Below are 26,605 nucleotides of genomic sequence, written 5' to 3' on the forward strand. Positions count from 1 at the left end.
GTATAAGGGACAGGGCAGGGGGGCGGGTTGGTGGCGGAGCTGCCCGCGGCGTGGAGTGGCGAGGCGCCCTGGGTGGCGCTGGGGGGCGATGGCATGCGGGCCGCCGTGGTCTTCCGAGGCGCGGAGGGGTGCCTCTGGTGCTTCGGTGAGACGGTGCGGCACCTGGGCTCGCCCCCGGATGGGGCGCTGGGCGTGGCCGTGGGGACGCTGGGAGCGCTCGTGTTTCAGCGGCTGCGGCTGGGCCTGGGCCCCGCGCTGGGCGGCCGGTGGTTGGTGGCGCCTGGAGCCGTGGAGGAGATGGAAATGCGCAGGTGCTCGCGCTGCGCGGGCCGTGAGCCCCCCGCCGAGCCGTGAGTCACTGGCCCGCGCACATCCTCGACGAGGTGGGGCGTCACCTGGAGGCCGCGTATCCGTTCGAGGGCTGTGGGGTGATCCTCCGCGCGGAGGGGTCGGGCGCCCTGCGGATCCGCCCCCTGCGCAACGCCGCCGACAACCCACGCGTGGCGTACGCCTTCGCGCCCGAGGAGTGGCTGGCCGTCTGCATCGAGGCGGATGTACGTTCAGAGCGAGTGGTGTGCGTGTTCCACTCGCATGTGGATGCACCGGCCACCTTCTCCCGGGAGGACCTGCTGCGGGCGGCTCCGGAGGGACATCCGCTGCTCTCAGATGTTTCCTATCTCATTGGATCCGTACATCGCGGCTGTGTTCACTACGTGTCGGAGTATGAGTGGCGTGAGGGAAACTTCATGTTACGAACGACCTGAAAGTGCATTGCAGAAACGAAAAAGCCTTGTCTGAGCAGGCACTTGAATGCCCGTCACCCCCACCTGCGGAAAGGTGGGCGCGAATTGTCAAGTGGCCGGGTTTTCGTCTATAACCGCGTCCATCTTCTGGATCTGCGGCGTCCTTACGCAGCTTGCAAGAAGTGCTCCGGACGCAGGGAGTAGACGACCCATATGGCCTCCAACACTGGTTTCACCCTCTGGCTGACCGGCATGTCCGGTACCGGGAAGAGCACCACCGCCGCCTACATCGCCGCGCGCTTGCGGCAGGTGGGTCGCAACGTCGAGATCCTCGACGAGGGTGAACTTGGCGAGGCGCTGTGGGCGGGGCTGGGGGATGGCAAGGAGGACCGTATCACCGTCGTGAAGCGGCTGGGCTTCGTGGCGAACCTGCTGACGCGAAACGGCGTGGCGGCGCTGGTACCCTGCGTGAGCCCGTACAAGCCGGGCCGTGAGGAGAACCGCCGGTCGATTGGCCGCTACGTGGAAGTCTACGTCGACTGCCCGACCGAGAAGCTCATCGAGCGCGACAGCACGGGCCGCTACAAGAAGGCGCTCAACGGGGAGATCCCCAACTTCATCGGCATCACCGAGCCGTATGAGCCGCCCAACTCGCCGGAGGTCACCATCCACTCCAACGTGGAGTCGGTGGAGGACGGCGCGGCGAAGATCTTCCAGTCGCTTCTAGACCTCGGCTACATGAGCACCGAGGAGCTGAAGGTCATCACCGGCAAGAAGATGAAGGCCAACCCGCTCCCCGCGAAGGGCGAGAAGGCGGAGAAGGCTGAGAAGGGGGGCGCCAAGGCCCGCCGCGCCGAGGAGTCCAAGCCCGCGGCGAAGGCGCCGAAGGCGGACAAGGGCGCCAAGGCCCGTCCCGCCACGCGTGCGGCCCGGGTGGCGAAGCCGGCCGCGGCGGCGAAGAAGGCCGCGAAGCGGAAGGCTCGCTAGGCGGCGGGGCTTCCGGGCCCGGTGTCATTTCCAAGGGGCTCCAGGTTGCCGCGCGGTGCGCGTGCAATCCGGGGCCCCTCCGTTTTAGGAGAGCCTCATGTTGAGCCCCGAGCGGATCAAGTCCCTGTGTGAGTCGTCGCGCCCCAAGCTGGAGTTGATGCGTGCCGCGCTGCGGGCCCATGGCAGCGCGCTGGTGGCGTTCTCCGGCGGTGTGGATTCGACCTTCGTGCTGAAGGTGGCGGTGGAGGAACTGGGCGACCGGGCGCTCGCGCTCACCGCGCTGTCCGCGTCCGTTGCGCCGGAGGAGGCCGACGAGGCGCGCGAGCTCGCGAAGCGGCTGGGCGCCCGGCACGTGGTGCTGGGCAGCAACGAGCTGGCGAACCCGCAGTACGCGGCCAACCCGACGAACCGCTGCTACTTCTGCAAGACGGAGCTGTACGACATCTGCGAGGCGCAGCGGAAGTCGCTGGGCCTGGCGGTGGTGTTGGACGGCTTCAACGCGGACGACTTCAAGGACCACCGGCCCGGCCACAAGGCGGCGCAGGAGCACCAGGTGGTGTCGCCGTTGGCGCAGGCGGGGCTGACGAAGGAGGAGATCCGGGCGTGGAGCCAGTCGCTCGGGCTGCCGACGTGGGACAAGCCGCAGATGGCGTGCCTGGCGTCGCGGATTCCGTACGGCACGGCGGTGACGCGGGATCGGCTGCTGCAGGTCGCCGCCGCCGAGTCGGAGCTGCGCAAGCTGGGCTTCCGACAGTTCCGCGTGCGGTACCACCAGGACGTGGCGCGGCTGGAGGTCGCGGCGGAGGAGTACGAGCGCTTCCTCGCGGCGGACGTGCGGCAGAAGATCAACACCGCGTTCCTGGCGCTGGGGTTCAAGTTCGTGGCGCTGGACCTGGAGCCGTTCCGTTCGGGCCGCATGAATGACGCGGCGGGCGTGGCGCGGCCGGGGGGCACGGGCAAGCCGGAGGGCTTTTCGCTGCCCGTGGTGAGCTGAGCCGCGTCTCCTTGGCGGTGGTCGCGAGGCTGGGGACGGGCTCACATCCCGGTGATGAGGTGGATGCCGCGCTCCCGTGCCAGGGCGCTCCGGGCCTCTGTGGAAACCGCGGTTCCGCGCAGGTCGAGTTCCCGCAGGTGCGGCAGCTTGTGCAACGCCGGGAGGCCCGCGTCGGTGACTTTCGTGCGGGTCAGGTAGAGGGTTCGGAGCGAACTGGGGAGGTGGCCGAGCATCTCGTCGCCGGTGTGGACGCCGGCGACGCTCAGCCAGACGAGGTTCGTGAAGCCCTGGAGCGCTTTCTGGCCCGCCGCGTCCAACCTCGTCGCGCCGAGGTCGAGCGTCGTGAGTCGGGCAAGGGTGTGCAGGTTCGTCAGGCCAGAGCCATTGACGAGCGTCCCCGCGACATGGATTGCCTCCAGTTCCGTCCATTCGGCGAACTGGCCCAGCCCCACGTCCGTGAGGAGGGTGCGTTCGGCTTTCAATGAATGGAGGCCGGGAAAGGCCCGCCGGATGGAGGGCACCCATTCGTCGGTGAACCCGGTCTTGCTCAACTCCAGGTGTCGCAGGAGTGGGCGGGAACCCAGGTTGTTCAACCCCTCCGGGCCAATCGGCGTGTGGCTGAGGGCGAGTCGCGTCAGCTGGCTGAGGGGCGCGAGTGCCGTGAGGGAATCGTCCGTCAACGCGAGCCCTGAGAGCCAGAGTGATTCGAGCGCCACCAAGGTGCTCAGTTCTTGAAGCCCCGTGCCCGTGATGGCGGTGCGCGAGAGGTCAAGCTCCCTCAGCTCTTTGAGCCCTCGAAGATGGCGCAGTGCTGAGTCGCCCACTCGCGTGTCGTCGAGGTGAAGCGCTTCCAGTCGAGAGAGGCCCGCGAGGTGGCGAAGTCCTGCGCCTCGGATTCGCGCCTTGCTGAGGACCAGCGCACGAAGCGCGGACAGCTTCGCGAGGTGGAGCAACCCGGCGTCCGTCACCTGGGTGCTGCCCAGGTGGAGGGCTTCCAGTTCACGGAGTCCCGCGAGGTGCAAGAGGCTGGCGTCTGAGGTAGCGGTACGCGCAAGGCCCAGCCGCCGAAGGGAGAACATGGCGCTGAGTCCGCGGAGGCCGGCATCCGTGACTTTCGTTCCGCTGAGGTTGAGCGTGTGCAACGGGGCGCCCGGCAGCGCTGCGAGGACGGTGTCGTCCACCGCCGTATCCGACAGGTCGAGCTCCTCCAGCCCCGGTTGCCTCGCGAGGAATCCCAGCCCCTGGGATGTCACGGCTGTTCCGGCGAGGGTGACTCGACGCAGGGTGGTGTGCTCCGACAGCGACGCAAGGCCTGCGTCGGAGACCGGCGTTTCGTCCAGCCGCAGCACTGCCAGGTGTTGCATGTGTTTGAGAGGCGCCAGCCCCGCGTCGGTGACCCGGGTGGCATTGAGGTGCAGCGCCTCGAACTGGGGCGCGTTTTCCAGCGAGGCGAGGTGCGCATTGCCGAAGTCCGTGCCAGACACCTGAAGCGAGACGACACCGGACTCCTGGAGCAGGGCCACGAGCAGCCCAGGGGCCGGGACACCGGCAACGCCAAATGACAATTCGCGCACGCGATGTTCGCGCAACACGGCAGCGATTTCGCGAGCCTCCGCTTCGGTGCGCACGGGGCGCAAGGGCTCTGCGTACCAGTTGCCCGTATCGGGTGGGGCGAAGCCCTCGGGCCCTGGCGGCAAGTGCCCGAACGCTGCGACTGTCCCATCCGCCTCGAGCCGAAACACCGTGACGAGCGGCCTGGGCTCCGTCACCACGATGGAGTTCAAGGAAGGAGAGGGAATGACGAGCGCGGGACGGGGCGCACAGGCGGTCATGACCAGAAACAACCCCGCGAATCTCAGGGCTCCCAAGTGCATGGAGTCAGAACACCCCTTCCATGCACTCAGGTCAAGGCGCAAGCACAGGGGATCGCGCGATGCGGCGGCGCGGATCCCGGAAACGGGCCCTTCGGCTCTCGCTACTGGGTCGAGCCGGTGCCGGTCGCGACTCCACGGAGAGTGCCTTCAGAGGTGTCGTATCTTTGAAGAAGGACTTCCGCGGTGAAAGGGAACGGCTGGCTGACAGGAACTTGTTCGGAGTCCAAGACTCCTCGGAACAGGTGTCGCCCAGTCATTTGCAGGTAATACGGGGTGTTGCCATTGGTGCTCATTCCCATCGTCATGAAGTTGTCGAAGTAGATGAGATTCGATTCGCCTCGGTTCAACTCGAACCTGGCTGTGTCACCGCTCAGATATCTTGCAATATGATCATGCAGCAGCGCGGAGTAGGGGCCCCCGAACTGGACGACGAGCTCATTCGTAGCCACCGAGAGTCCTTGCCAGTAGTTGCGACTCAGATAGGCGAACTCGAAGCTGATGGTAAATGGCACCTCCTGCCCGACCAATTCGGCGTACTCACTGGGCGGATCCCGTGGCGAATGATCAGTGAAGCGCATGGTGCCTGCTATCCAGCCACCCTCATCGACGGTGATGCCCACGTTCGCGTTGCCGTCCGCGGGGAGCTTGAACAGGAATCGAATCTGGCGCACGTCCCGTTCCGCGAGGGAGAACGCCATCGGGTTGGGAGAAATCAACTGCACCGGCACGACCTCGGATGGCGTGCCCACGCGTTCGACGTGCCAATCACCCTCGAGCTGGATGGAATAGGTTCCGGCCATCAACGGCACCGACAGCGTGTCCGGTGACGTATCCGTGATCGTGAGCGACTCCGTCCCAGTGATGACGAAGGTCGCCCCCACGAGCCGGTACTGGACGCCATTGGACGCGGTCGACACCAATGGCAGACGCAACACTCCTTCGGTCGCGCGAAGCGGTGTGTACGGTCCGGTTGATGAAGTCTCCCCACACGCGGTGAGCAGCATCGCGAGCGCGCACGCAGCCAGACTCAACTTTTGCATGACTCCCCCCTTGGGACGGATGTGACCCTACGCAGGTGGAGTAATGCTGTCAAACAGGGGCTGGATGGGTGAAGCCTGACACCAGGCGCCTCACCGCTGGTCGCGTCGGATGACTGCCTGGGTCAGCCGGTGAGTCTGCGGAGCACCGTGGTGAAGTGGCTTTGTGAGCTGAAGCCAACCGCGAGCACGAGTCCCCCAATGGCAGTGATGCGTTGCTCAGTTGGTCGCGCGCTCGTTCCTCGCGTCGTTGCTGTATCCGGACGTGTGGTTGCTGCTGCATCATCAGTCAGATGATCTGAGGCACCGAACCCGTGGCGCGAGCCAGGGGCGCTACTCCAGGATTTCGGCGGGCAACTGCGCCATCTGTTGCTTGGCTGCGTTGAGTTTCTCCTTGAGTGACATGTCGATCTCCTTGTGGTGATTCACTGGGGCAGGCTACGGGTTGCACGCGTCTGGATGCGCCGCGAAGCCTTGCACGCGGGCGGATGGCGCTGGAACAACTGGAGCACCCAGTCGGGGCGGGTCTTGCTGGCATCGTTGAGCCAGTTGGCGACCGAGTCCTGGGCGTATTTCTCGGTTTCGGCCAGGTGCGGTACCAGTAGCGGCTCGGCCGCTTCCGGCTCGGCCTTGAGGGCGGCGATGTGCTCGCACCAGACGCCGCGCGGGCGCAGGACTTCGAGGCAGAACCGTCGCACTCGTGGATCATCGTTGCAGGCATGCCGGCTGAGCAGTGCCAGGGCTGCGCTCAGGTGTTGGCTCAGGCGGGGGCGCAGGGCGATCCAGGCCCACTCGCGAACGCCAAAGTGCTCATCGCGAGCAAAGCGGAACTGCGCCAGTAGCGCGGCTTCCAGAGCGAGCTCGCGCGACAGGTGCGCCTGGGCGAAGGCCGCCCAGCTGCGCACCGTGTCGGAGGGGTGCGTGCTGCACTGCTCGAAGGCCTGTTGGCGGACGGGCTCGGGGGCCTGCTCCAGCCACTGCCCCAGCGCCAGGCCGATGGCTGCGACCTTCTTCGACAGGCCCAGTGCCTGGGCATCGTCGGCGCTGGCGACCAACTGTTCGACCAGCGTGGCTGGCAATTGGCTGTCCAGGGCATTGGCCAGGGTCCGTTGATTCACCGCCAGGCATTCGGCCAGGTTACAGGTCGGCAGTTGGCCAAGGTCGAGCAAGGCCTTGCGTTCGTCGCTCATTGGTTCAGTCCTTGTCCGGCAGTTGGATCAGGGCAGGGCTTGCCGAGAGTCTCTGCAGCGTGACGGACAGCGCGTCACGCTGTGTGCTGTCCAGCCCCTGCATGATCGTACCGATCCAGTCGATATGTTCGGCGAACACCGCATCCAGTAGCGCAATGCCTGCCGCGGTGAGGCTGATGCTCAGCTTGCGGCGGTCATGGGCGTCCTTGCGGCGCTTGATGAACCCGTCGCCCTGCAGGCCATCGAGCAGGCCGGTCACGGTGCCCGAAGTAATCGCCAGGCGTGTCGCCAGTTCCAGCGGTGACAAACGCCCGCCAGCGGCTTGCAGGGTCAGGAGGATGGCGAAACGCCCCTCCGACAGGTTGTGGCGTGCCAGGCGAACGGCACATACCCGGTTGATAGCAGCAGCCGCGGACAGGAGCTCGAAGCACAGCCGTACGCTTTCCCTGGCTTGGGCGGGGGCCTCGGCCAGGGCGTCGAGCATGATGTGGTGCTTGCTTTCGAGGGTATTCATAAGGCGCAATGTATCTTGGTGCCTTAGTAAGTCAGCAGCGTCGATGTTGCAAGGGAGTTGCTGCCGTGTGAGAGGAGGTCGAGATGGCCCAAACATGCGCTGGTGGCCATCCGCCTGCGAGGGGCCCCACAAGGTGTCAATCCACTCCCGAGCGTCCGGCTCCGTGCGTGCGCCCCCAGAGAAGCCTCGCCAGGGGAGGGGACCACGGACTGGGACATCCTCGGGCGCGGACCCTGATAGAAACGTGAGCCGCGCCATGGCTGCCCGCGATCACTCCACGTCCCCCAGAGCGGGTTTCCGCCCGACACGCCGGGTCCACACCCTGATCGGCGCCTGCGCCATCCTCCTGCCCGCAGCCGCCGGCGCGGCGGAGTACGTGGACACGCCGTACCTGGAGCGACGGGCCTTTTCGCTGATCCTCGGCCCCGGCGCCTCCTACACGGAGTCCATTGAACGCTCGGAGTCCGACGCCGAGAAGGGCGGCGACGCGCACCTGGACCTCGGGGGCAGCCGGACCGTGGGCTACGACGGGGACGAGGTCTTCGTGGTGATCCGCGGCAGCCTGCGCGGCCCGGATCTATCGGTGGCCGGCGGCTTCCGGAACTTCTACGGTGATGGGTCCTGGCAGACCTTCTATGATCTGGGCCTGCTGATCAGGCCGTTTTCTGGGCCGTGGCTGGGGCCTCGCGTAGCGTTGGGCGTGCGACACACCTTCTCCGAGCGGCTCGCGGTGTTCGGGGGACTCGGGCTTTCGCTCGGGTTCGGCGCGGGCCTGCGCGGAGACGCGGAAGCCTTCACCGGGGTTCAGTGGATCTTCCCGGTCGGATCGAAGTGAATTTCTTGCGATCAGACCGACTTGTGAGAATGTGTGCGCATCTGTAGGAGGTCGCGCACATGGACATGAATCCCCGCCTTACCTCAGTGGTCTTCCGGCTCAACCGCGAGAAGCTCGACGCGCTCAAGGACCTGTCGCGCACCACGCGCATCCGTCAGAGCGAGTACCTCCGCGAGGCCATCTCCGATCTGCTCGCGAAGTACGAAGAGCGGCTCGTCGACTGAAGACGGCCGTCCGGGCCCCACCGCGCGTCACCCGATGTGGAAGGGTGGCTCCAGCGGAAGCCCCGGGGGATGGAGACGCTCCCCGGCGGTGAAGGGGTCCACTTGGGGAGGGTAGCGAACCTCCCAGAGCACGAGGCCGTGTGCGGGCGCCTTGAAGCCCTCCATGGCCTGACCCGTCTCGAGCGCCGCGAGCCACGCCTCTTCCGGCAGCAGCCCCGCGGCCACCTTCAACGCGCTCCCCATCAAATAGCGGATCTGGTAGCGCGCGAAGCCGTCCCCGCGCAGCCGGGCCTCGTAGAGCCCACCGCCAAGCGCGTGCAGGGTGGCGGACTCCAGCGTGCGCGGCTTGCGTGGACTGGACTTCTCGTGGAACGCGATGAAGTCCCGCGTCCCCTCCGCTGAACGCAGCAGCGCCGCCAACCGCTCCGGCGTCACCGCCCTGGCCTGGAGCAGCGGCTCCGCGGACACGTCCAGCGCATAGGGCGCCCATTCGGGCGTCACGGCCCCGCCCAACTGGAACCGGTAGCGGTACTCCTTGCCGCATGCGCTCCACTGCGCATGAAAGGACGTGGGCCGGCGCACCCCGCACAGGCCCAGGCCCGGTGGCAACCGGGGCGGGAGCCGCTTCTCCAGGGACTCCGCCGAGTCGCCCGCCTCCAACCGGACGCTCACCACCTGCATCCGGGCGTGGACGCCCCGGTCCGTGCGCCCCGAAGGCATCAAGGTCGCCGGCACTCCCACGGACCGCAGCGCCTCTTCCAGGGCGGACTGGACGGTGGGGCCTTCGGGTTGGCGCTGGAAGCCGCGGAAGATTCCGCCGCGGTACCAGATCCACAGTGCGACGGGAATCCGCTTGGAGATGGAGGGGAGCACGCCGTTGCTTGGGTGTGGGGAACCACGGGATACTCGCGCGCGAAATGGCGGCTGGACAAGACCTTGCGGCGGACGTGGACGGACTCTGGCTCTTCAAGCATGGGGACCTCGTCCTGGGGCCCGTCAGTGGTGCGCAACTCGTGGAGAAGCTCACCTCGGGTGAGCTGACGCTGGACACCCTGGTGGCGCCCGCCGGCGAGCGGGACTTCCATCGCATGTCCGAGGTGGACGCCTTCCGCGTGCACGTGGCCCGGGCGGAGGCGCGCGCCCGCGTGGACGCCGCGGTCGTCGTGGAGCGGGCGAAGTCCGCGAAGCGCTTGAAGATTCTCGGCGGCGCCGCGGCGGTGGGCGTGGTGGTGCTGGGCATCGTCGGCATCCAGGTGGCGCGCAACGCCGCCGTCCACGGCTGGTTCGGCGGCGGCGAGGTCCAGACGGACGACTTCGAGATGGGCGAAATCACCATCCGCGTGGCCCAGGCCCGGGTGGATGACGAGGAGCTCTTCGAGTACCCCGGACATGGCGCGCGCCGTCCGGGCTCCGGCGAGCCGGGTGTGAAGCCCGCCACCGGCAGCAGCGGTCCGGGCAAGGTGGCCATGGCGTCCACCACCCGGGCGCCGGCGGACCGGAAGCCCCGCCCCGGGGGCAGCGTGACCACCGACCCGGAGGGCATGGAGATGACGCAGCAGTTCGACCAGTCCGCCATCAACCAGGTGGTGGCCAGCAACAAGTCCACGCTCTTCCGCTGCTTCAAGGAAGAGGCGGAGCGCACCCCCGGCATCTACGCCAAGGTCCCCATGGAGTTCGTCATCGGGAACGACGGCCGGGTCAGCAAGCTGTGGGTGGACAACCATCAGTTCAAGAAGGGTCCACTCTACGAGTGCCTGCTGTCGGAGATGAAGAAGTGGCCGTTCCGCGCCTACGAAGGCGAGCAGGCGACGGTGGGCCTGTCGTTCACCATCGGCAAGCGGGGGTAGGGTCACTTTCTTGCCGGCACCCCGGGCATGCCCGATACCGTGGGCATGTCCGCCGCATCTGTTGCTGAGACCGAAATTGCGAAGAAGGCGCTGAGCGTCCCGCCGGGAACCTTCCGTCACACCGTGCTGACGGCCGCCAAGCGCTTCAAGTCCACCTGGGCCGAGCTGGGGAAGCTCCTGGTCCAGGTCCGGGACGAGGCCAAGTTCGAGGAGTGGGGCTACCCCTCCTTCGAGACCTATTGCCTCAAGGAACTGCACATCAAGAAGCAGACCGCCTTGAAGCTCACCCGCTCGTTCAGCTTCCTGACCAAGCACGAGCCCGAGGAGGAGCTCACCGCACAGGAGTTCCCCCAGCGCGCACCCGCGTTCGAGGTCATCGAAGTCCTCGCGGACGCGGAGGAGCGGGGCCAGCTGTCGCCCACTGAATACAAGTCCCTGCGCGACAGCATCTGGAGCCCGGAGAAGAACCCGGCCGAGCTGAAGAAGGAGTTCGCCGAGCGCTTCCCCCGTCCCCCGCCGGAGCCGCCCCCGGAGAGCGCCCAGGTACGGAAACTGGCGCAGATGGCCCGCAAGCTCGCGAGCGAGCTGTCGGGGAGCCGTCGGATTCCGAACGCCGTCGCCGAGCGGGCAGCCGCCCTGGCGGAAGACCTCGAGGACATCGCCTCGGGCGTGACGGACGCCTGAGCCGCTGTTACTGAACGCTGACCCGTTGGCGGGGGCTGTACGCTCGGCAACGGGCCTGTACCACCGGGCTTCCTGCCCGAAGGGGAGGGCCCTATAGTGGTTCAGGGCCGCGTGGAAGGTGGGCCTGACGGCTGTTCGAGACGTGGGCAGTCCGTGCGGGTAGGGGAGCGGTGGACGGCGAAGGAGGCTCCGGGTGTCCGGAGCCGGCGAACTCGGAGGCGGCAGTGAAGAAGGAGCACCACGTCAACCTGTCTTGTTCGTTCTGCGGCAAGTCGCAGCGCGAGGTCCGCAAGCTCATCGCGGGCCCGACGGTCTACATCTGCGACGAATGCATCAAGCTGTGTAACGACATCATCGCGGACGAGAACGAGCGCGAGGAGGGCAAGCCCCAGGTCAGCTTGCCGACGCCGGCGGAGATCAAGGCGTTCCTCGACGACTACGTCATCGGACAGGACCAGGCGAAGAAGGTCCTCGCGGTGGCGGTGTACAACCACTACAAGCGCATCTATCAAAAGAAGCCGAACTCCCGGCCGCGTCCTGGCGTGAAGGGCCCCACCGGCGAGGAAGTGGAGCTGAGCAAGAGCAACATCCTGCTCATCGGTCCCACGGGAAGTGGCAAGACGCTGCTGGCCCAGTCGCTGGCGCGCTTCCTCAACGTGCCCTTCACCATCGCCGACGCCACCAGCCTCACCGAGGCCGGCTACGTGGGCGAGGACGTGGAGAACATCATCCAGAACCTCCTCCACAACGCCGACTACGACGTGGAGAAGGCCTCGCGCGGCATCGTCTACATCGACGAAATCGACAAGATCGCCCGCAAGGGTGACATGCCCAGCGCCACCCGCGACGTGGGCGGCGAGGGTGTGCAGCAGGCCCTGCTGAAGATCATCGAAGGCACCCGGGCCAACGTCACGCCGCGCGGCGGGAAGAAGTACAACCAGCAGGAGTACGTCCAGGTCGACACGACGAACATCCTGTTCATCTGCGGCGGCGCCTTCCACGGCATCGACGGCGTCATCAAGCGCCGCGTGGGCGAGAAGGGCCTCGGCTTCGGCGCGAAGATCACCCACCGCGAGGAGCGCAGCGTGGGTGAGCTGCTGGCGCTGACCGAGCCGGAAGACCTCATGCGCTTCGGCATGATTCCGGAGTTCATCGGCCGCCTGCCGATGATCGCCACGCTCAACGACCTGAAGGAAGAGGACCTGGTCATCATCCTCTCCCAGCCGAAGAACGCGCTGGTGAAGCAGTACCAGAAGCTCTTCGAGTTCGAGAAGGTGAAGCTGACCTTCACGAGGGAGGCGCTGCGCGCCATCGCCCGTGAGGCGATGCGCCGTCACTCCGGAGCGCGCGGCCTTCGCGCCATCCTGGAGGATGCCATGCTGGAGATCATGTACGACGTGCCGTTCCGCGAGGGCGTCAAGGAGTGCAAGATCACCGAGCAGGTCATCACCAAGCACGAGGCGCCCCAGCTCGTCATGGAGAAGGAGAAGAAGACGGCCTAGCGGCGGTCTCTCTTCTCCCGGTGGCCCAAGGCCCTGCTTCCCTCACGGGAGGCGGGGCCTTCGCTTTCAGGGCGCGGGCAGGGTGACGATGAACTCGGCCCCGGCGCCGGGCGCGCTCTCCACGCGGAGGTCGCCCTGGTGCTCCTGGACGATGTCGTGGCACAGCGAGAGCCCCAGCCCCGTGCCCACGCCCGCGGGCTTGGTGGTGAAGAAGGGGTGGAAGAGCTTCTCGCGGAGGTCCTCGGGGATGCCCGGCCCGTTGTCTCGGATGCGCAGCTCCACCTTGCGTCCGACGCGGCGAGTGCTCAGGTGCACCTGGGGCGTGAAGCCCGCGCCGGCCTGCTGTTGATGCTGCGCCGCGGCGTAGAACGCGTTGTCGAGGATGTTGGTGAGCATCCGGCTGATGTCGCTCGCCACCAGCTCCACGATGCCCACGGTGGGGTCCAACGTGGTCTCCATCCTCACGCTGGCCCCGCCGGGCCGGCTGCGCAGGCCCTGCACCGCCAGGTTCACACTGTCGCGCACCAGCAGGTTGAGGTCCGTCTTGGCGCGGGTGCCCTCCGACTTGCGCGAGTGCCGGAGCATCGTCTTGATGATGTCCGAGGCACGCGTGCCGTGGCTGTGGATGCGCTGGGCGTTCTGCTTCAAGTCCTGGAGCGTCTCCAGCACGTCCTCGCGGGCCTCGCTGTCGAGCCGGTCCGCCATGCCCTTCAGCGTCTCCTCCAGCTCGCCGGCCAGCCGTGAGGACAGGTTCGAGAAGTTGTTCACGAAGTTGAGCGGATTCTGGAGCTCATGGGCGATGCCCGCCGTGAGCGCGCCCAGGGACGCGAGCTTCTCCTGCGCCACGAGCTGGCGCTGCATCTCCTGAAGCCGGGTGAGCGTCTCCGCCAGCTCGGCGTTCTTGTGCTGGATTTCGGCGGTGCGCTCCTCCACGCGGCGCTCCAGCGTCCGGCTGTACTCCTCCAGGCTGGCGTAGAGGTCGGCGTTCTCCAGGGAGATGGCCGCCTGGAACGACAGCAGGCGCAGCACCTCCAGCCGCTCCGGGGTGAAGGCGCCCCGCGTGGCGTCGTTCTCCAGGTAGAGCACGCCCGTGAGCGAGCCCTGCTTCAACAGCGGGCTGCACAGCAGGGACTTGGGCTGGGCGCTGCGGACGTAGGGGTCCTCGGAGAACGGCTCTTCCGCTGAGGCGTCGTGGAGGAGCACCGTCTCGCCGGTGCGCACCACGTAGTGGATGATGGAGGTCGGCAGCGACGCGGAGGACTCCATGGGGATGGGGGCCTCGAGCACCACGCCATCGCCGTCCACGGAGCCTTCCGCCGCGATGACGAGGCCCTCCGTCCGTTTCAGCAGCAGCAGGCCCCGGCGCGCGCCCGCGTTCTCGATGACCAGCGTCATCAGCTTGCGCAGCAGCTTGCCCAGGACGATTTCGCCGGACAGCGCGCGCGCCGTCTTGATGACGGACGCCAGGTCCAACGCGGCCAGTGACGCTTCGGTGGGGGCCTCCGTGCGCGTGGGCGCGTGGGCGGACGGCAAGAGCCTGGGGTGCTCCCGCTCCAGCCGAGCCGCGACGGCGCGGGCCCCCCAGCGCAGGTAGGCGGCGCGGGCTTCCTTCAGGTAGGTGCGGGCCACGCGCTCGCGGGCTTGCGTCAGGTGGAACCGTGCCGCGGCCTCGCAGGCCACGCCCTCGTCGAGCGACAGCCCGTACTGGCGCGCCAGCCGGATGGCCCGGTCATACGCATCCGCGGCCGAGTCCCCCTGGCCGTCCAGGCGGGCCCGCTCCGCGTCCAGCAGCTCCGCGCGGGCGCCATAGTTCATGGGGGCGATGCGGGCCCAGCCGCGCATGGACTTGCGGATGGCGTCGATGGCCCTTGACGAGCGAATCCGGTCCAGCGGCCCCAACGTCGGGTGGACCGCCATGAGCGCCAGGCCTTGGAAGAACTTGTACCAGGGCAGGTAGATCTGCCCCGCGATGAGCTCCACCTGGGCGTCCACCGCCGCGGCGCTCTCCAGCGCTCCGCGCGCATCGCCCCACAGCCAGCGGCGCAGCGTGCGCAGCACGTCGCAGGTGGCGATGCCGTTGCCGTAGTCGAGCTGCCGGTACGGCGCGACCAGCTCCTCCTCGCGGGCCTCCACGTTGCCGGTGAAGGCACCCGTGAGCGAGTCGAGCGTGTGCCGCATGTACTCGGTGAAGAGCACGTTCTTGTGGCGGTGGGTGGCCAGGATGTCCCGGAACCGGTCCATGCGCGGGCCACCTTCGGCCAGGCCGTCCCGGGCGATGAGGGCGGTGGCGCAGCCCGCGCTGGACGCATAGCCGAAGTATTCGATGTCGCCCGTCTCCTGGCCCTTCTGCGCGGCGGCGAGGAAGTCGCCGACGCAGGCGGACAGCGGCTCCTTCCAGTGCCGGATGAAGAGGTTGAAGACGAAGGTCACCATGGCCCGCAGGCTCTCCGCCTGGAAGCGGTCCAGCGTCTTCAGCGCCAGCCGGCCGTAGCGGAAGCCTTCCTCGGGGTTGCCCAGGTGCACGCTCAACATCAGCCCGTAGCCCACGTAGCCGAACGCGGCCACGCCCGTGGCGCCGTGGCGGATGGTGAGCTGGAGCACGCGGAGCACCACCAGCGGAAAGAGCAGCGGGCGGGCCATGAAGGCCAGCGAGGACAGCTTCACCAGCAGCCGCAGCGTGGCGAGCAGGAGCGGGTCGGTGCACTCGGGGAGGGCCGCCAGGTCCTCGGGCTTGCGCAGGCCCAGGCGCAGCTTCGTCTTCGCCACCGCGGCCAGCACGTGGGGTTGCTTCGGATTCGCGGGAAGGGGCTGGCCCAGCTTGCGCAACACCTCCAGGCCCAGGTCCACGCCGCGCGAGTGCTCGCCCCGGTGCGCGAGGCATTGGAGCCGGACCTCCTGCACGCGGACCTCCTCCGCGCTGTCCACCGCATGTGCCAGCGCCGCCGCGGCCAACCGCTCCATCAGGTCGAAGTCCGCGCCGAGGTACGCCGCTTCGGCCGCGTCGACGTGAAGGTCGAAGGTGAGCCGCCGGTCCTTCCGCCAGCCGTCGTCGCCGAGCAGGGACAGGCCCGTGTTCAGCAGGCGGAGGGCCGCGGACCAGGCGCCTCGGGACTTGGCGCTGCGGCCGGCGCGCAGGTCCAGCCCCGCCACGCGGTGGCGCTCCTGCTCGTCGTGGAGCACGGGCAACGCCAGGTGGAAGTGGCTGACGAGCTCCGGGAGCCCTTCGTCGAGCCGCTCCGGGGGCGTGTGCCGCAGGAGCAGCCGGCCGATGCGGGCATGGATCTCCGGATGCACATCTGCGGGAATCAGCTCCAGCGCGGCCTGCTGCACGCGGTCATGGGTGAACTGATAGGTGCCCCCGCGGTCGAGGTCGGCGTCGTCGATGGGGGCCACCAGTCCCGCCTGGAGCACTTCACCGAGCCCCTTCTCGGCCTCCTCGTCCGTACGCTCCAGGACGATGGCCAGGCTGCGCAGGTCAAACGTATGGCCCAGTGCCGCGGCCATGGGGAGCAGGGCTTGCGCGGCGGAGCTCAGCTCTCGGATGCGGGAGGTGAGCAGCGCGACCACGCCGTCACTGAAGTCCTGTCCACGCAGCGCGCTGGCATCCCACCGGAAGCCACCGCCGTCCGCGTCGAAGCGCACCAGCCCGCGTTCGTAGAAGGTGCGCAGCAGCTGCACCGCGTGGAACGGGTTGCCTTCGGTCAGCGACAGCACCAGGTCGTCGAGCTGCGCGTCGGGTTGGCCCTCGGCGGGAGGGAACACGTCCGAGACCAGCCTCTTCACGTCCTCCGGCGACAGGGGCGCCAGGTCGATGCGGTGGACCGGCGTGCCGTGGTCCTGTAGCGCGCGGGCAAGGGACTCCACGGGATGGTCGGGGCTCAGCTCTTCGGAGCGGCAACCCGCGACCACGAGCAGGTGTTCGATGTCCCGGTCCGTCAGGAGCAGCCGCAACAGCTGGAGGCTGGTGCTGTCCGCCCAGTGGAGGTCGTCCAGGACGAGCACCAGGGGGTGCTCCCGCGTGGCGAGCGCGGCCACCAGCTTGCGCAGGACCAGTTGGAAGCGCAGCTCCGACTCCGCGGGCCCCAGCTCCGGGACGGGGGGCTGGTCGCCAAGCACCAGCGCCATGCGAGGCACCGCGTCCACCACCAGCCGGCCCATGCCGCCCACGGCTTCGAGCAGGTGCTGACGCCAGGTCTCCAGCTCCTGCTCCTGTCCCCCGAGGAGCGCGCGAGCCACCTCGCGGAAGGCCTCGAAGATGCCGCTGTAGGGCGTGTCGCGGAGAAGCTGGTCGTACTTTCCTCGGGCGAAGTGGCCCTGGCGCTCCGCGACGGGTCGCTTGAGCATCCCGGTGAGGGCCGATTTGCCCATGCCCGCCGCGCCCGAAACGAGCACGAAGGCGGAGCGGCCTGATGCGGCGCGCTCGAAGGCGTCGCGCAGGGCCGCCTGTTGGGGCTCGCGGCCATAGAGCTTCTCGGGGACGGCGAAGCGCTCGGGGACGTCCTTGGCGCCCAGCGTGAAGGCGGCGACGGGGCCGGGGCCCTCCAGGGCACCCAGGCAGCGCTGGAGGTCCGCCACGAGCCCGTAGGCGCTCTGGTAGCGGTCCTCGGGGGACTTGGCGAGCAGCTTGAGCGCGATGTCGGACAGGGGTTGGGGCAGCTCCGGTTCGACGCTGAGGGGCGGAGGCGGGGGCAGGGCGACGTGTGCGTGGATGAGGCCCAGCGCATCCGTGTCCGCGAAGGGGCGGCGCCCGGTGAGCAGCTCGTAGAGCACTACGCCCATGGAATAGAAATCAGCCCGCGAGTCCACGCTGCGGTGGGTGCGCCCGGTGCCCTCGGGGGAGAGGTATTCGAGGCTGCCCTCCAATCGCTCGGGAGCGAGCGGAGCGACCTCGGCGCGGGGTCTGCGCGTGGCGAGGGTGAAGCCGGTGAGCTTCACGGACTCGCCATCCGTGCCCACGAGGATGCTGCTGGGGTTCAGGTCCCGGTGGAGGATGCCCTGCTCGTGGATGGCGCCCAGGGCGCGCGCCAACGACAGCGCGATGCGGCATGCGGCGCGCGGCTCCACGCGCCCGTGTGACAGGCGCTGGGTCAGCGTCGCATCACCGAAGCCTTCCAGGATGAGCACGGGCGCGCCGTCCCGCGCTTCGGCCCACGCCAGGGGCCGCAGGACGCCGTCGAGACTCAGGGCGTTCGTCAGCTCCCACTCATGGCGAAGACGCACGGTGGCGGAGGGGAGCCGCGCCGCGTCGGGGACCTTGAGGATGACCGAGGCGCCGTCCTCCTCGCGTGTGGCGCGCAAGAGCTGGAAGGCCCCCGCGGTGGTGAGCTCTCTGCCGATGCGGTAGCCGGGAACATCCATCATTGCTTCCACCCGTGCGCGAAGGAGCGCACTCCCCGTTGAGGCGGGGAGGGTAGCCCTGGCACTGGGGGCTCGCAACAGAGCGCGGGCGATGTGACGCAGGGTGCCTGCCCGCGTGCGAAGTGGAGTGGGCCTCGCGGGTGTGCGATGGATCGCGTCACCGTGCTGAGACCCTCTGGGATGGCTGGCCTGGCCGCACGAAGCGGTGGACGACGCGCAATCGTGATTGGCAGTGGTTTCGGTGGATTGGCCGCGGCCATCCGGCTGGCGGCGCGTGGGTGGCGCGTCACGGTGCTCGAGCGGATGGACAGCCCGGGCGGGCGGGCGAACGCCTTCCAGCAGGACGGCTTCACGTTCGACGCGGGCCCCACGGTGATTACGTGTCCGCACCTGCTGGAAGAGCTGTGGGCGCTGGCGGGGCAACGCATGGCGGACCACGTGGAGCTCCGGCCCGTGGCGCCGCTGTACCGGATGCGGTTCCCGGATGGCTCCACGTTCGACTACCACACGGACCGCGAGGCGATGCGCCAGTCCGTGCGGCGGCTGTCGCCCCGGGATGAGGCGGGATTCCTGGCGCTGTGCGCCCGCGTGGAGCGGATGTACGAGGCGGGCATCGGGCCCCTGATGAGCACGCCGGTGCCGGACGTGCTGAGTCTGGCGCCGTTCACCCCCGCACTGGTGCGGGACGAGGCGTTCCGGTCCATGTTCGGCCTGGTGTCGAAGCACATCCGGGACGAGCGGTTGCAGCAGGCGTTGAGCTTCCATCCGCTGCTCATCGGCGGCAGTCCCTTCGCGACAGCGAGCGCGGTGTACACGTCGATTCAATTCGTGGAGCGGCGCTGGGGGGCGTTCTTCCCGGTGGGCGGAACTGGCGCGCTGGTTCGTGGCCTGGTGGAGCTGCTGGAGTCCCTGGGCGGCGAGGTCCGCTACGGCAGCGAGGTGACTGAGATTGCGTTGGAGGGGCGGAAGGCGACGGGCGTGAGGCTCGGGGACGGTACGGGGCTGGCGGCGGACGTGGTGGTGTCGAACGCGGACGCGGCGTGGACGTACCGGTATCTGGTGCCGGGGCATGTCCGGAAGCACTGGACGGACGCGCGCATCAACCGGGCTCGGTACTCGATGAGCGCGTTCCTCTGGTACTTCGGGACGCGGCGTCAGTACCCGGAGGTCGCGCACCACACGCTGCTGTTCGGCAAGGACTTCCGGGGGATGTTCTCAGGACTGGAAGGCCCTGGACAGCCGTCAGCGGACCCCTTGCTCTATCTGCACAGACCCACGGCGACAGACGCGGCGCTGGCTCCGTCAGGCCATGATGCTTTCTATGTATTGGCGCCGGTGCCGCACCTGGGGACGGGGGCGGAATGGAAGCAGCGGGCCGGGGCTTTCCGACGAGAGCTGGAGGAGCGGCTGTCGCGGACCGTCTTGCCAGGGCTGGGTTCGGAATTGATGACGTCTCGGTTCGCGACGCCGGAGTATTTCCGTGACGAACTGCGATCGTTTAGAGGGGCCGCGTTCAGCTTCGCGCCGACGCTTTGGCAGACCACGTTCCTTCGGGCACAGGCCCGGAGCGAGGACGTTGACCGCCTCTACATGGTTGGCGCAGGTACGCACCCTGGAGCGGGGCTTCCTGCGGTTCTTTGTTCCGCAAAAATTGTGGATAAGGCTATTGCATACGCCTGACGGTAGCGACTGGGTGTTCGCAGTGGAAGATTGTCTAGCTTAACTGAATAGACTCGAGCGATAGTTGCATATCGAGGGCTTGTGCTGTCGGCGCGGCGTCGATTGTCTACCCACCTATCGAATGTCTGACGGCTGTGGTAACGGTTAGGTGGCTGTATAGACAAGGGGACGACTGTGGACCGTAGTCGATGGGTAATGGGTGTCTCGTTGCCGAGGGGTGGGTGGCGTTCTAGGATGGCATGGGCGCTTTTTTGTTTGATTGGAGTTGTGCCTCTGGGGGTTTTTGCTGAGGTGCAACTCCCTCCGAGCTCGGTTGAGGTTCCCGAGTGTTCGGATTGCCTGAGTACGACGACTGGGACGGTGTCGATTCGCTACTCGTGGAATTATACGACGACAGAGACTCCAGTTGTGGTGGGTAATGCACCGTCGGATGCTAAGGTGGAATCTGTTTATCTGGCGGGAGAACCGACCGGGCAGAATGTACTGATAAGCCGGATCGACCTATCTCAACAGGGGTGGGTTGATGCGATTTTTCGATCATTTGCAAACGGGCACGTGTGGTTCCCCACTGCAAACCAGCCCGTGACGGCGCCTTGGGCTGGGCGGTTGCTTCATAGTGGTCCGTGGGTTGCAATTCCGACGGTGCTTGCCGCTGATTCGAGTTCCCGACTGTCGGTGACCCTTGTCATCAAGTGGTACGTGCCTGATTCCGGTGGAGGTAATCCCAACCCGCCGCCGGGTCCGGACTCTGGCGGAAGTGGGGGGACCAAGCACGTCGTTGACTTCAACGGTGACGGGTATTCGGACCTGTTTCTCCAGAACCCGCAGACTGGCGATGTCGAGATCCGGTTCGGTCGGTCTGGAATGGGGCCGCTCCATTTCAGTGCTGCATCCCAAGATGTATGGCTGACGAATCGCAAGTATGTAACGGGGGACTTCAATGGGGATGGTTATACCGACCTGTTTCTCTATTATGTTCCAAGCGGTGAAGTTGAGATTCGCTACGGCCAAGCTGGGTATAGTCCATTTCTCTTTAGTGTGTCGTCTCAGCAGGTCTGGGGCATGGGGCTGGAGTTCGTTCCGGGCGATTTCAATGGTGATGGCAAGACGGATGTATTTATCCATAATTCTGTGACGGGGCACGTTGAAACCCGATTTGGCTCGTCTCAAATGGGGGCGTTGCAGTCGAGTTCTGTCACGCAGCACTCCTGGACATTGGGGTTGAAGTACGTTCCGGGGGACTACAATGGGGACGGCTTTACTGACCTGTTCCTCTATTACCCGGCGGGAGCCGTTGAGATCCGTTACGGGCGGTCGGGGCTTGGGCCGTTCTTGTTCATCCCTTCGTCTCAGCAGACGTGGAATCCAGGAATGGATTTTACATCCGGTGATTTCAATGGTGATGGCAGGAGTGATTTGCTAATCAGGGATCCGTTTGGTAATAATGTTGAAATTCGATATGGATGGGAAGGGATGGGGGCGCTCGTTCTTAAGCCCGAGTCTCGGTGGGCGTTGACCACCGACTCCGTGTATCTTGTCGGAGACTTCAATGGGGATGGACGATCGGATTATTTTATTTATCAGACTTCCACTGGGGCGAATAATGTTGCTTTTGGTGTACAGGGGGCTGAGGGAGTGACGTGGTCTCCTTCCAATATTCAGCACTGGCCGCTGGGGCAGGCTTTCTTTGTAGGGGATTATGACAGAGATGGGAGGGACGACCTGTTCATTATGGGGCAGACTGGCTTGGCTGAGATTCGCTATGGTCAGGCTGGCACGAATCACTTGCTGCTGAGTCCCTCGACTCAAGGGCAGTGGACGCCGGGTTTGACCTTTGTCGGAGGGTATATTTTCCGCCGATAGGTTGAAAGTCGGGCAGCTTGAGGCGGGCTGGAATTCCAGCCCGCCTTGGCTGCGTGTTCCGGGGTAAGTCGAGCGGTGCGCGTTCCTGCTCGATCCCAGACCGCATGGGGCGCGACCAGCAAGACCTGATCCGACAGACATTCGCGCACCACCCAAGGCAATTGGTGTCCCACGCCAGGAGCGAGCCCATCAAATAGCAAGCACTGTCCATCCTTGATGTTTCAGTGTTTCTTGCATCCGCTTGGAGTCGGGTAGCATGATGCTGGCCACCTCATCGACACCTCTTTGGCAGACATCCCTCGCGGTGGCGCGCCCGTACCTGCACGGACAATCCCATGCATCCAGTGAACATCGTCACGGAGCGCCACGAGCGCCAATGTGCTCGCGTCCTCGTGCCGCATGCCTCGCAGTGCCGACGTTCGCTGCCGAGTCGCACTTTCCGAGTCGCACTTTCCGAGGTGCAATAAGGCGAGCTGTCGTCCGCGGTGAGCGTCAAGGTAGATGTCGCGTGAAGGGCGGCGACCGATGCGCTTCAACTCCTGTCCTGCGGGGGCGGTTTGGAGAGGGGGCGATCGGGTCTGGGGGCCTTCAGCACTGGCTCGCTCACAGAGCAGACCACCCGAAGAGCCGCTCCGTCGCCTTGCTGACTGGGCATGCCCATTGTGGTAACTGGTGCCATGTCCACAGAACGGCCGAAGTACGACCCGGCGAACATCGAACCCCTCTGGCAGGCCCGTTGGGAAGAGCAGCGCCTGTTCGAGGCGCGCAGGCACCCCGGCAAACCGAAGGCATACATCCTCGACATGTTCCCTTACCCCTCGGGGGCCGGGCTGCACGTCGGGCACCCGGAGGGCTACACGGCCACGGACATCATCTCGCGATACTTGCGGATGCGGGGATATGATGTCCTTCATCCCATGGGATGGGACGCGTTCGGCCTGCCCGCGGAGCAGCACGCGCTCGAAACGGGAACCCGCCCGGCGGATACCACCGCGAAGAACATCGCGACGTTCAAGCGGCAGCTCAAGTCTCTTGGGTTCTCGTACGACTGGTCTCGTGAGCTCTCCACGACAGACACGGAGTACGTGCGTTGGACCCAGTGGCTCTTCCTCAAGCTCTTCGAGCGCGGGCTGGCCTATCAGGCCGAGCTCCCGGTGAACTGGTGCGCGGCGCTCGGCACGGTGCTCGCCAACGAGGAGGTCATTGACGGGAAGAGCGAGCGCGGCAGTCACCCGGTTGTACGGCTGCCGCTGCGGCAGTGGACGCTTCGCATCACGGCTTACGCCGATCGGCTCGCCGAGGACCTCTCGGGGCTGGATTGGCCCGAGACGCGGGAGAAGCAACTCCATTGGATTGGGCGCAGCGAGGGCGCGGAGGTCGATTTCGCCATCGAGGGCAGCGCGGACCGCCTCCGCATCTTCACCACCCGTCCGGACACGCTCTTCGGCGCGACGTACATGGTCGTCGCCCCCGAGCACCCGCTGCTGGAGCGGTTCGCCACGGCGGAGCGGCGCGCCGAGGTGCTGGCCTACCGAGAGGCGACCGCGAGCCGAAGCGAGTTGGACCGCACGGCGCTCACGAAAGCCAAGACCGGCGTGTTCACCGGCTCCTACGCGCTGCACCCGCTCACGGGAGCGCGCCTCCCCATCTGGGTCGCGGACTTCGTGCTTGGCTCTTACGGGACGGGCGCCATCATGGGCGTGCCCGGCCATGACGCGCGTGACTTCGAGTTCGCGCGTGCCCTCGGCTTGCCCGTCGTCGAGGTGGTTTCGGCCGACGGCGCCCTGAACGAGACCGGCACGTGGACGGAGGCATTCGTGGGGGACGGCGTCGCGGTGCGCTCGCGCTTCCTCGATGGGCTGCGGACGCCCGAGGCCAAGGCGGCCATGCTCGCCCACCTCGAGCGCGAGGGACTGGGCGCACGGCGCGTCCAGTACCGCTTGCGGGATTGGGTGTTCTCGCGCCAGCGCTATTGGGGGGAGCCGATCCCCATCTACTTCCCGGTCGAACTCGCGGAGGGCTCATCGGACCCGCGTATTCATCCCCACACCATCCGCTACGATCAGCCTCTGCCCGTGTCCGAGGACGAGCTGCCGGTGCGGCTCCCCGAGCTCGAGGACTTCAAGCCCAGCGAGGACCCGGCGGGCCCGCTGGCCCGCGCCTTGGATTGGCGTTTCTTCCAGCGCGATGGAAAGTGGTATGCGCGAGAGACCAACACCATGCCTCAATGGGCGGGCTCGTGTTGGTACTACCTGCGCTTCACTGACCCGAAGAACACCCAGGCCATCTTCTCGCAGCAGGCGTACGACGCCTGGATGCCGGTGGACCTGTATGTCGGCGGTTCGGAGCACGCGGTGCTGCACCTGCTCTACGCCCGGTTCTGGCACAAGGTGCTGTTCGACTGCGGCCTCGTCACGCACGCCGAGCCGTTCAAGAAGCTCGTCCACCAGGGGATGATCCTCGGCGAGAACAACGAGAAGATGTCCAAGTCGCGCGGCAACGTGGTGAACCCGGACGACATTGTCCGGCAGTTCGGTGCGGATGCCCTGCGCATGTACGAGATGTTCATGGGACCGCTGGAGGCGGTGAAGCCGTGGCAGACCAACGGCGTCATCGGCGTGCGGCGTTTCCTTGACCGCGTGTGGAACATGCTCGCGTTCGTGGCGGAGGACGCGGGCGGTGCGCCGGCGGAGCTGACCGAGGACGCGCGGCGGCTGCTTCACAAGACGGTGAAGAAGGTGGGGGAGGACATCGAAGCGCTGCGCTTCAACACGGCCGTGAGCGCGATGATGATCCTCGCCAACGCGCTGGCCGAGCTCCCCCGAGTGCCGCTCGAGGCGGCCCAGGTCTTTGCGCGGATTCTCTCTCCGTTCGCGCCCCACCTCGCGGAGGAGCTCTGGCACCGCTGGGGCGCAAGCGAGTCCATTGCCCTCCAGCCGTGGCCTGACTACGACCCCGCGTTGACCGTGGACGAGCTCGTTGAAATGGCCATCCAGGTCAACGGCAAGGTCCGAGGGAAGCTGCGCCTGAAGCGAGACGCCACGGAGGCGGAGGCGCGTGAGGCCGTCCACCGAGATCCGGAGCTCATCCCGCATCTCGCTGGGAAGACCGAGCGCCGATTCGTCTACGTGCCAGGGCGAATCATCAACATCGTCGTTGGCTGAGGCGCTGCGGCGAACGCGGTCACCTGCGCGGGAAGTGTGGATACACGTCCTCCTGGAGCACCTGACGCAGCTTCGGGAAGTTCAATGCCCACTTCACGCCCAGGCGCCACGGGGCGAACAGCACCCGGGGCACCCGTGGGAGCAGCGTCTGGGGCCACTCCAGGTACGTCCGTTCGATGGCGTCCATGTCGAGGTCCTGCCGCACGTCCACGCAGTACGGGGCTACGTTGCCCGGGGGCTGGCCTTCCAGGAGGTCAGCCAGGCCCGGTGGCAGGAAGGTGGTGTGCAGCGTCATGCCCACGTCGAAGTTGCGGCTGCCCAGCCGGCAGATGGGGCCCTTGGTCAGGTCCTCGGAGTCGAAGATCCAGACCTCGTCGCCCGTGGAGTTCTCAGGCAGGTCCGGCGTCGGGTCCGACACGACGAGCGCCACCACGTAGCCCTTCCAGTGTGGCACCTGGGGGAACCGGGCGCTGGGGACGAACTGCGGCGCGAAGCCGAACCAGCCGGTGGGCAGCACGAAGCCCTCGAAGCGGCCGGAGTCGACGAAGAACTTGAAGAAGCTCGCCGCGCGGCCATCGCGGATGGGCAGCGCGGACTTGTCCCCGACGACGGGCTTGTAGAGCTGGTAGAGCGCCTCGGGGACCATGTCCGCCGTGAAGCCGTCCGAGTTGAGGTAGAGCGCCAGCTCCTTCGTCGGCAACTTGGCGTTCATCACGTGGCCCAGCAGCCGGAGGTGGGCCTCCAGCTCGCCATTCACCAGGCCGGCGTTGGAGAAGACCGTCAGGCCCCAGGTGAAGTCGTCATGCGAATAGAGATTGGACTGGATGCGCAGCCGCTTCATGTCGATGCGGTGCACCCCCATGGAGCTGCGGGTGACGGGCACCGCCGTGGGCATTCCCGCCTGCCAGTCCTGTACGCGGTTGCCATTGATGAGCAGCTCGCCCGGCTCCAGCGTATGAGACAGGTCCTCGGTGGGAGAGTGCGCCGCGACCAGGGTGATGACGTCGTCGGGGTTCTCGTAGATGGCGGCGAAGTGCAGCCCGCCGCCCCCGGCCTGGAAGCGGTGCGCGGACACGAGCGGCGGATTCGCCGGGTCCAGCGTCCCGGGTGACGTCTGGAGGTCCGCTCGCCGCACCACCCAGAACACCGCTTGTGGGGCGGCGGGGGACGCGGTCAGCCACTCCACCGCGCGCTGCACCCGCGGCAGGAAGGGCACCGCCGCCTGCGCGGCGATCTGCCAGAAGTTGATGGGGAAGTTGGCGTCCAGCAGCACCACGTAGTCCCGCGTGGCGGCGATCTGGTGCAGCGACGACGCCACCACCGGTTCGCCCGTGGCCGCGTCCATCAGCTTCCAGTGGTTCAGCCGGTTCTCTTCCGTGTCCCAGCTCACCAACTGCGTGTAGCCGGCGCCCAGGGGCCACTTGGGCGCGTGGTTGGTGAAGAAGAGGCGGGGCCGGTCCTTGTTGATGCGGGGGCCCAGGCGCTCGGCGGGGTCGAAGGCCGGGTGGGCCGTGCTCTGCAGCAGGGGGAAGGCCCACGGCGTGGGGAGGGCGCGGTTCCACTCGCGCAGGTAGCCCAGCGGTGTGTACGCCTTCAACGTCTTGGGGTGGATGGCCCACGGGCGGCCCGCGTCCGTCGTCACCAGCAGCATCCGCTCACCCTCGACCAGGAAGGGCGCCGTGTTGGGCGTCTCCTGCGGGCCCAGCGTGAGTGACACGTCCGCCAGCGTCGTCTCGCGGAAGCGGTTGAGCAGCCGCGTCAGGGGGCCTCGCGCCGTCGCGCCCGCGTCCACCTGCTGGCGCGCGTAGTGCGAGGGGGTGCGCATGGTGGCGGAGGTGAACCGGGCGCCGCCTACCTGGAAGTCCAGGCGCAGCACGAGCCCGTCCGAGGCCAGGGCCGGTGAGCCCGCGTGGACGCTGGGCCCCGCGACATAGACGTGACCCTGCAGGTCCTCTGGCAGCGTGCCGGCGAGCACCTGCAGCGGCTCGTTGACGTACTCCACCGGGCTGGTGGTCATCGCGTTGCGGGGCATACCGGGCCTGAGCCCCGGTGGGACGTGCAGACCGGGGAGCGCATGGCCATCCGGTTCACGCGAGAGGGGAGGGGGCG

18 protein-coding genes and 1 pseudogene are annotated in these 26,605 nt (G+C 67.0%); 12 read left to right on the plus strand and 7 right to left on the minus strand.

The annotated features are described in order from the left end of the window. Positions 1-12: 12 nt before the first annotated feature. From HNV26_RS29950 to larE, 4 genes and pseudogenes are all read left to right on the plus strand, one after another. Positions 13-354, plus strand: a pseudogene (locus tag HNV26_RS29950) (ThiF family adenylyltransferase); the annotation flags it as partial. Then, the gene (locus HNV26_RS29955; protein WP_171444171.1) at positions 351-764 is read left to right on the plus strand and encodes a M67 family metallopeptidase; all 414 of its coding nucleotides are present in this window, start codon (positions 351-353) and stop codon (positions 762-764) included. The pseudogene HNV26_RS29950 and the gene HNV26_RS29955, both read left to right, overlap by 4 nt. 192 nt (positions 765-956) lie before the next feature. Beyond that, entirely contained in the window at positions 957-1,730 is a 774-nt protein-coding gene (gene cysC, locus HNV26_RS29960) for an adenylyl-sulfate kinase (RefSeq protein ID WP_011554071.1), read from the plus strand. 97 nt (positions 1,731-1,827) lie between these two features. After that, on the plus strand, positions 1,828-2,724 hold the full coding sequence (larE, locus tag HNV26_RS29965) for an ATP-dependent sacrificial sulfur transferase LarE (protein WP_171444170.1): 897 nt from the start codon (positions 1,828-1,830) through the stop codon (positions 2,722-2,724). Positions 2,725-2,765: 41 nt separating this feature from the next. On the opposite strand, the gene HNV26_RS29970 is transcribed toward larE, so the two are convergent. The 4 genes from HNV26_RS29970 to HNV26_RS29985 form a co-directional block, all read right to left on the minus strand. After that, complete coding sequence (locus tag HNV26_RS29970) at positions 2,766-4,508, minus strand: leucine-rich repeat domain-containing protein (protein WP_253817199.1); 1,743 nt, start codon at positions 4,506-4,508, stop codon at positions 2,766-2,768. A 191-nt stretch (positions 4,509-4,699) separates the two neighbouring features. Continuing rightward, entirely contained in the window at positions 4,700-5,638 is a 939-nt protein-coding gene (locus HNV26_RS29975; RefSeq protein ID WP_171444168.1) for a hypothetical protein, read from the minus strand. Between the two features lie 422 nt (positions 5,639-6,060). Beyond that, entirely contained in the window at positions 6,061-6,825 is a 765-nt protein-coding gene (locus HNV26_RS29980; RefSeq protein WP_171444167.1) for a hypothetical protein, read from the minus strand. Between the two features lie 4 nt (positions 6,826-6,829). Continuing rightward, a complete protein-coding gene (locus HNV26_RS29985) occupies positions 6,830-7,339 on the minus strand; it encodes a MarR family winged helix-turn-helix transcriptional regulator (protein ID WP_171444166.1) in 510 nt (169 codons plus the stop codon). A gap of 256 nt (positions 7,340-7,595) precedes the next feature. Between HNV26_RS29985 and HNV26_RS29990 the strand changes: the two genes are divergently transcribed. Both HNV26_RS29990 and HNV26_RS29995 read left to right on the plus strand, forming a co-directional pair. Next, complete coding sequence (locus HNV26_RS29990) at positions 7,596-8,174, plus strand: hypothetical protein (RefSeq protein WP_171444165.1); 579 nt, start codon at positions 7,596-7,598, stop codon at positions 8,172-8,174. Positions 8,175-8,233: 59 nt separating this feature from the next. Beyond that, positions 8,234-8,398 carry a ribbon-helix-helix domain-containing protein gene (locus HNV26_RS29995; RefSeq protein WP_011554065.1) on the plus strand — a complete coding sequence of 55 codons (165 nt, stop codon included), beginning with the start codon at positions 8,234-8,236 and terminating at the stop codon, positions 8,396-8,398. A 27-nt stretch (positions 8,399-8,425) separates the two neighbouring features. Here HNV26_RS29995 and HNV26_RS30000 read toward each other — a convergent pair whose 3' ends face one another. Beyond that, positions 8,426-9,271, minus strand: coding sequence for a tRNA pseudouridine synthase A (locus HNV26_RS30000; RefSeq protein WP_171444164.1), 846 nt, complete (start codon positions 9,269-9,271; stop codon positions 8,426-8,428). Between the two features lie 44 nt (positions 9,272-9,315). On the opposite strand from HNV26_RS30000, the gene HNV26_RS30005 reads away from it, so the two are divergent. From HNV26_RS30005 to clpX, 3 genes are all read left to right on the plus strand, one after another. Beyond that, complete coding sequence (locus HNV26_RS30005; RefSeq protein WP_171444163.1) at positions 9,316-10,245, plus strand: AgmX/PglI C-terminal domain-containing protein; 930 nt, start codon at positions 9,316-9,318, stop codon at positions 10,243-10,245. Positions 10,246-10,272: 27 nt separating this feature from the next. Continuing rightward, positions 10,273-10,929 carry a hypothetical protein gene (locus HNV26_RS30010; protein WP_011554062.1) on the plus strand — a complete coding sequence of 219 codons (657 nt, stop codon included), beginning with the start codon at positions 10,273-10,275 and terminating at the stop codon, positions 10,927-10,929. Between the two features lie 224 nt (positions 10,930-11,153). Beyond that, positions 11,154-12,431 carry an ATP-dependent Clp protease ATP-binding subunit ClpX gene (gene clpX, locus HNV26_RS30015; RefSeq protein ID WP_171444162.1) on the plus strand — a complete coding sequence of 426 codons (1,278 nt, stop codon included), beginning with the start codon at positions 11,154-11,156 and terminating at the stop codon, positions 12,429-12,431. 66 nt (positions 12,432-12,497) lie between these two features. On the opposite strand, the gene HNV26_RS30020 is transcribed toward clpX, so the two are convergent. Next, positions 12,498-17,792: a trifunctional serine/threonine-protein kinase/ATP-binding protein/sensor histidine kinase gene (locus tag HNV26_RS30020; RefSeq protein WP_171444161.1), complete on the minus strand. Its 5,295-nt coding sequence runs from the start codon at positions 17,790-17,792 to the stop codon at positions 12,498-12,500. A 219-nt stretch (positions 17,793-18,011) separates the two neighbouring features. Here HNV26_RS30020 and crtI point away from each other — a divergent pair, with 219 nt between their 5' ends. The 3 genes from crtI (at position 18,012) to leuS (ending at position 24,496) form a co-directional block, all read left to right on the plus strand. Continuing rightward, positions 18,012-19,469, plus strand: a complete 1,458-nt coding sequence (gene crtI, locus HNV26_RS30025; protein WP_366817057.1) for a phytoene desaturase family protein — start codon at positions 18,012-18,014, stop codon at positions 19,467-19,469. A 360-nt stretch (positions 19,470-19,829) separates the two neighbouring features. Beyond that, a complete protein-coding gene (locus tag HNV26_RS30030; RefSeq protein WP_171444159.1) occupies positions 19,830-21,332 on the plus strand; it encodes an FG-GAP repeat domain-containing protein in 1,503 nt (500 codons plus the stop codon). Between the two features lie 677 nt (positions 21,333-22,009). Then, a complete protein-coding gene (gene leuS / locus HNV26_RS30035; protein WP_171444158.1) occupies positions 22,010-24,496 on the plus strand; it encodes a leucine--tRNA ligase in 2,487 nt (828 codons plus the stop codon). A gap of 19 nt (positions 24,497-24,515) precedes the next feature. On the opposite strand, the gene HNV26_RS30040 is transcribed toward leuS, so the two are convergent. Next, the coding region (locus HNV26_RS30040; protein ID WP_171452918.1) for a carotenoid oxygenase family protein at positions 24,516-26,605 on the minus strand (2,090 nt) is incomplete at its 5' end.

Source organism: Myxococcus xanthus, assembly GCF_013116825.1.
In the GTDB taxonomy this organism is placed as follows: domain Bacteria; phylum Myxococcota; class Myxococcia; order Myxococcales; family Myxococcaceae; genus Myxococcus; species Myxococcus xanthus_B.

What these genes read in the sequence shown, in the direction of transcription:
- cysC (WP_011554071.1), top strand. Translation starts at nt 957, where the DNA reads ATGGCCTCCAACACTGGTTTCACCCTCTGGCTGACCGGCATGTCCGGT.
- larE (WP_171444170.1), top strand. Translation starts at nt 1,828, where the DNA reads ATGTTGAGCCCCGAGCGGATCAAGTCCCTGTGTGAGTCGTCGCGCCCC.
- HNV26_RS29975 (WP_171444168.1), bottom strand. Translation starts at nt 5,638, where the DNA reads ATGCAAAAGTTGAGTCTGGCTGCGTGCGCGCTCGCGATGCTGCTCACC.
- HNV26_RS29980 (WP_171444167.1), bottom strand. Translation starts at nt 6,825, where the DNA reads ATGAGCGACGAACGCAAGGCCTTGCTCGACCTTGGCCAACTGCCGACC.
- HNV26_RS29985 (WP_171444166.1), bottom strand. Translation starts at nt 7,339, where the DNA reads ATGAATACCCTCGAAAGCAAGCACCACATCATGCTCGACGCCCTGGCC.
- HNV26_RS29990 (WP_171444165.1), top strand. Translation starts at nt 7,596, where the DNA reads ATGGCTGCCCGCGATCACTCCACGTCCCCCAGAGCGGGTTTCCGCCCG.
- HNV26_RS29995 (WP_011554065.1), top strand. Translation starts at nt 8,234, where the DNA reads ATGGACATGAATCCCCGCCTTACCTCAGTGGTCTTCCGGCTCAACCGC.
- HNV26_RS30005 (WP_171444163.1), top strand. Translation starts at nt 9,316, where the DNA reads ATGGCGGCTGGACAAGACCTTGCGGCGGACGTGGACGGACTCTGGCTC.
- HNV26_RS30010 (WP_011554062.1), top strand. Translation starts at nt 10,273, where the DNA reads ATGCCCGATACCGTGGGCATGTCCGCCGCATCTGTTGCTGAGACCGAA.
- HNV26_RS30020 (WP_171444161.1), bottom strand. Translation starts at nt 17,792, where the DNA reads ATGATGGATGTTCCCGGCTACCGCATCGGCAGAGAGCTCACCACCGCG.
- leuS (WP_171444158.1), top strand. Translation starts at nt 22,010, where the DNA reads ATGTCCACAGAACGGCCGAAGTACGACCCGGCGAACATCGAACCCCTC.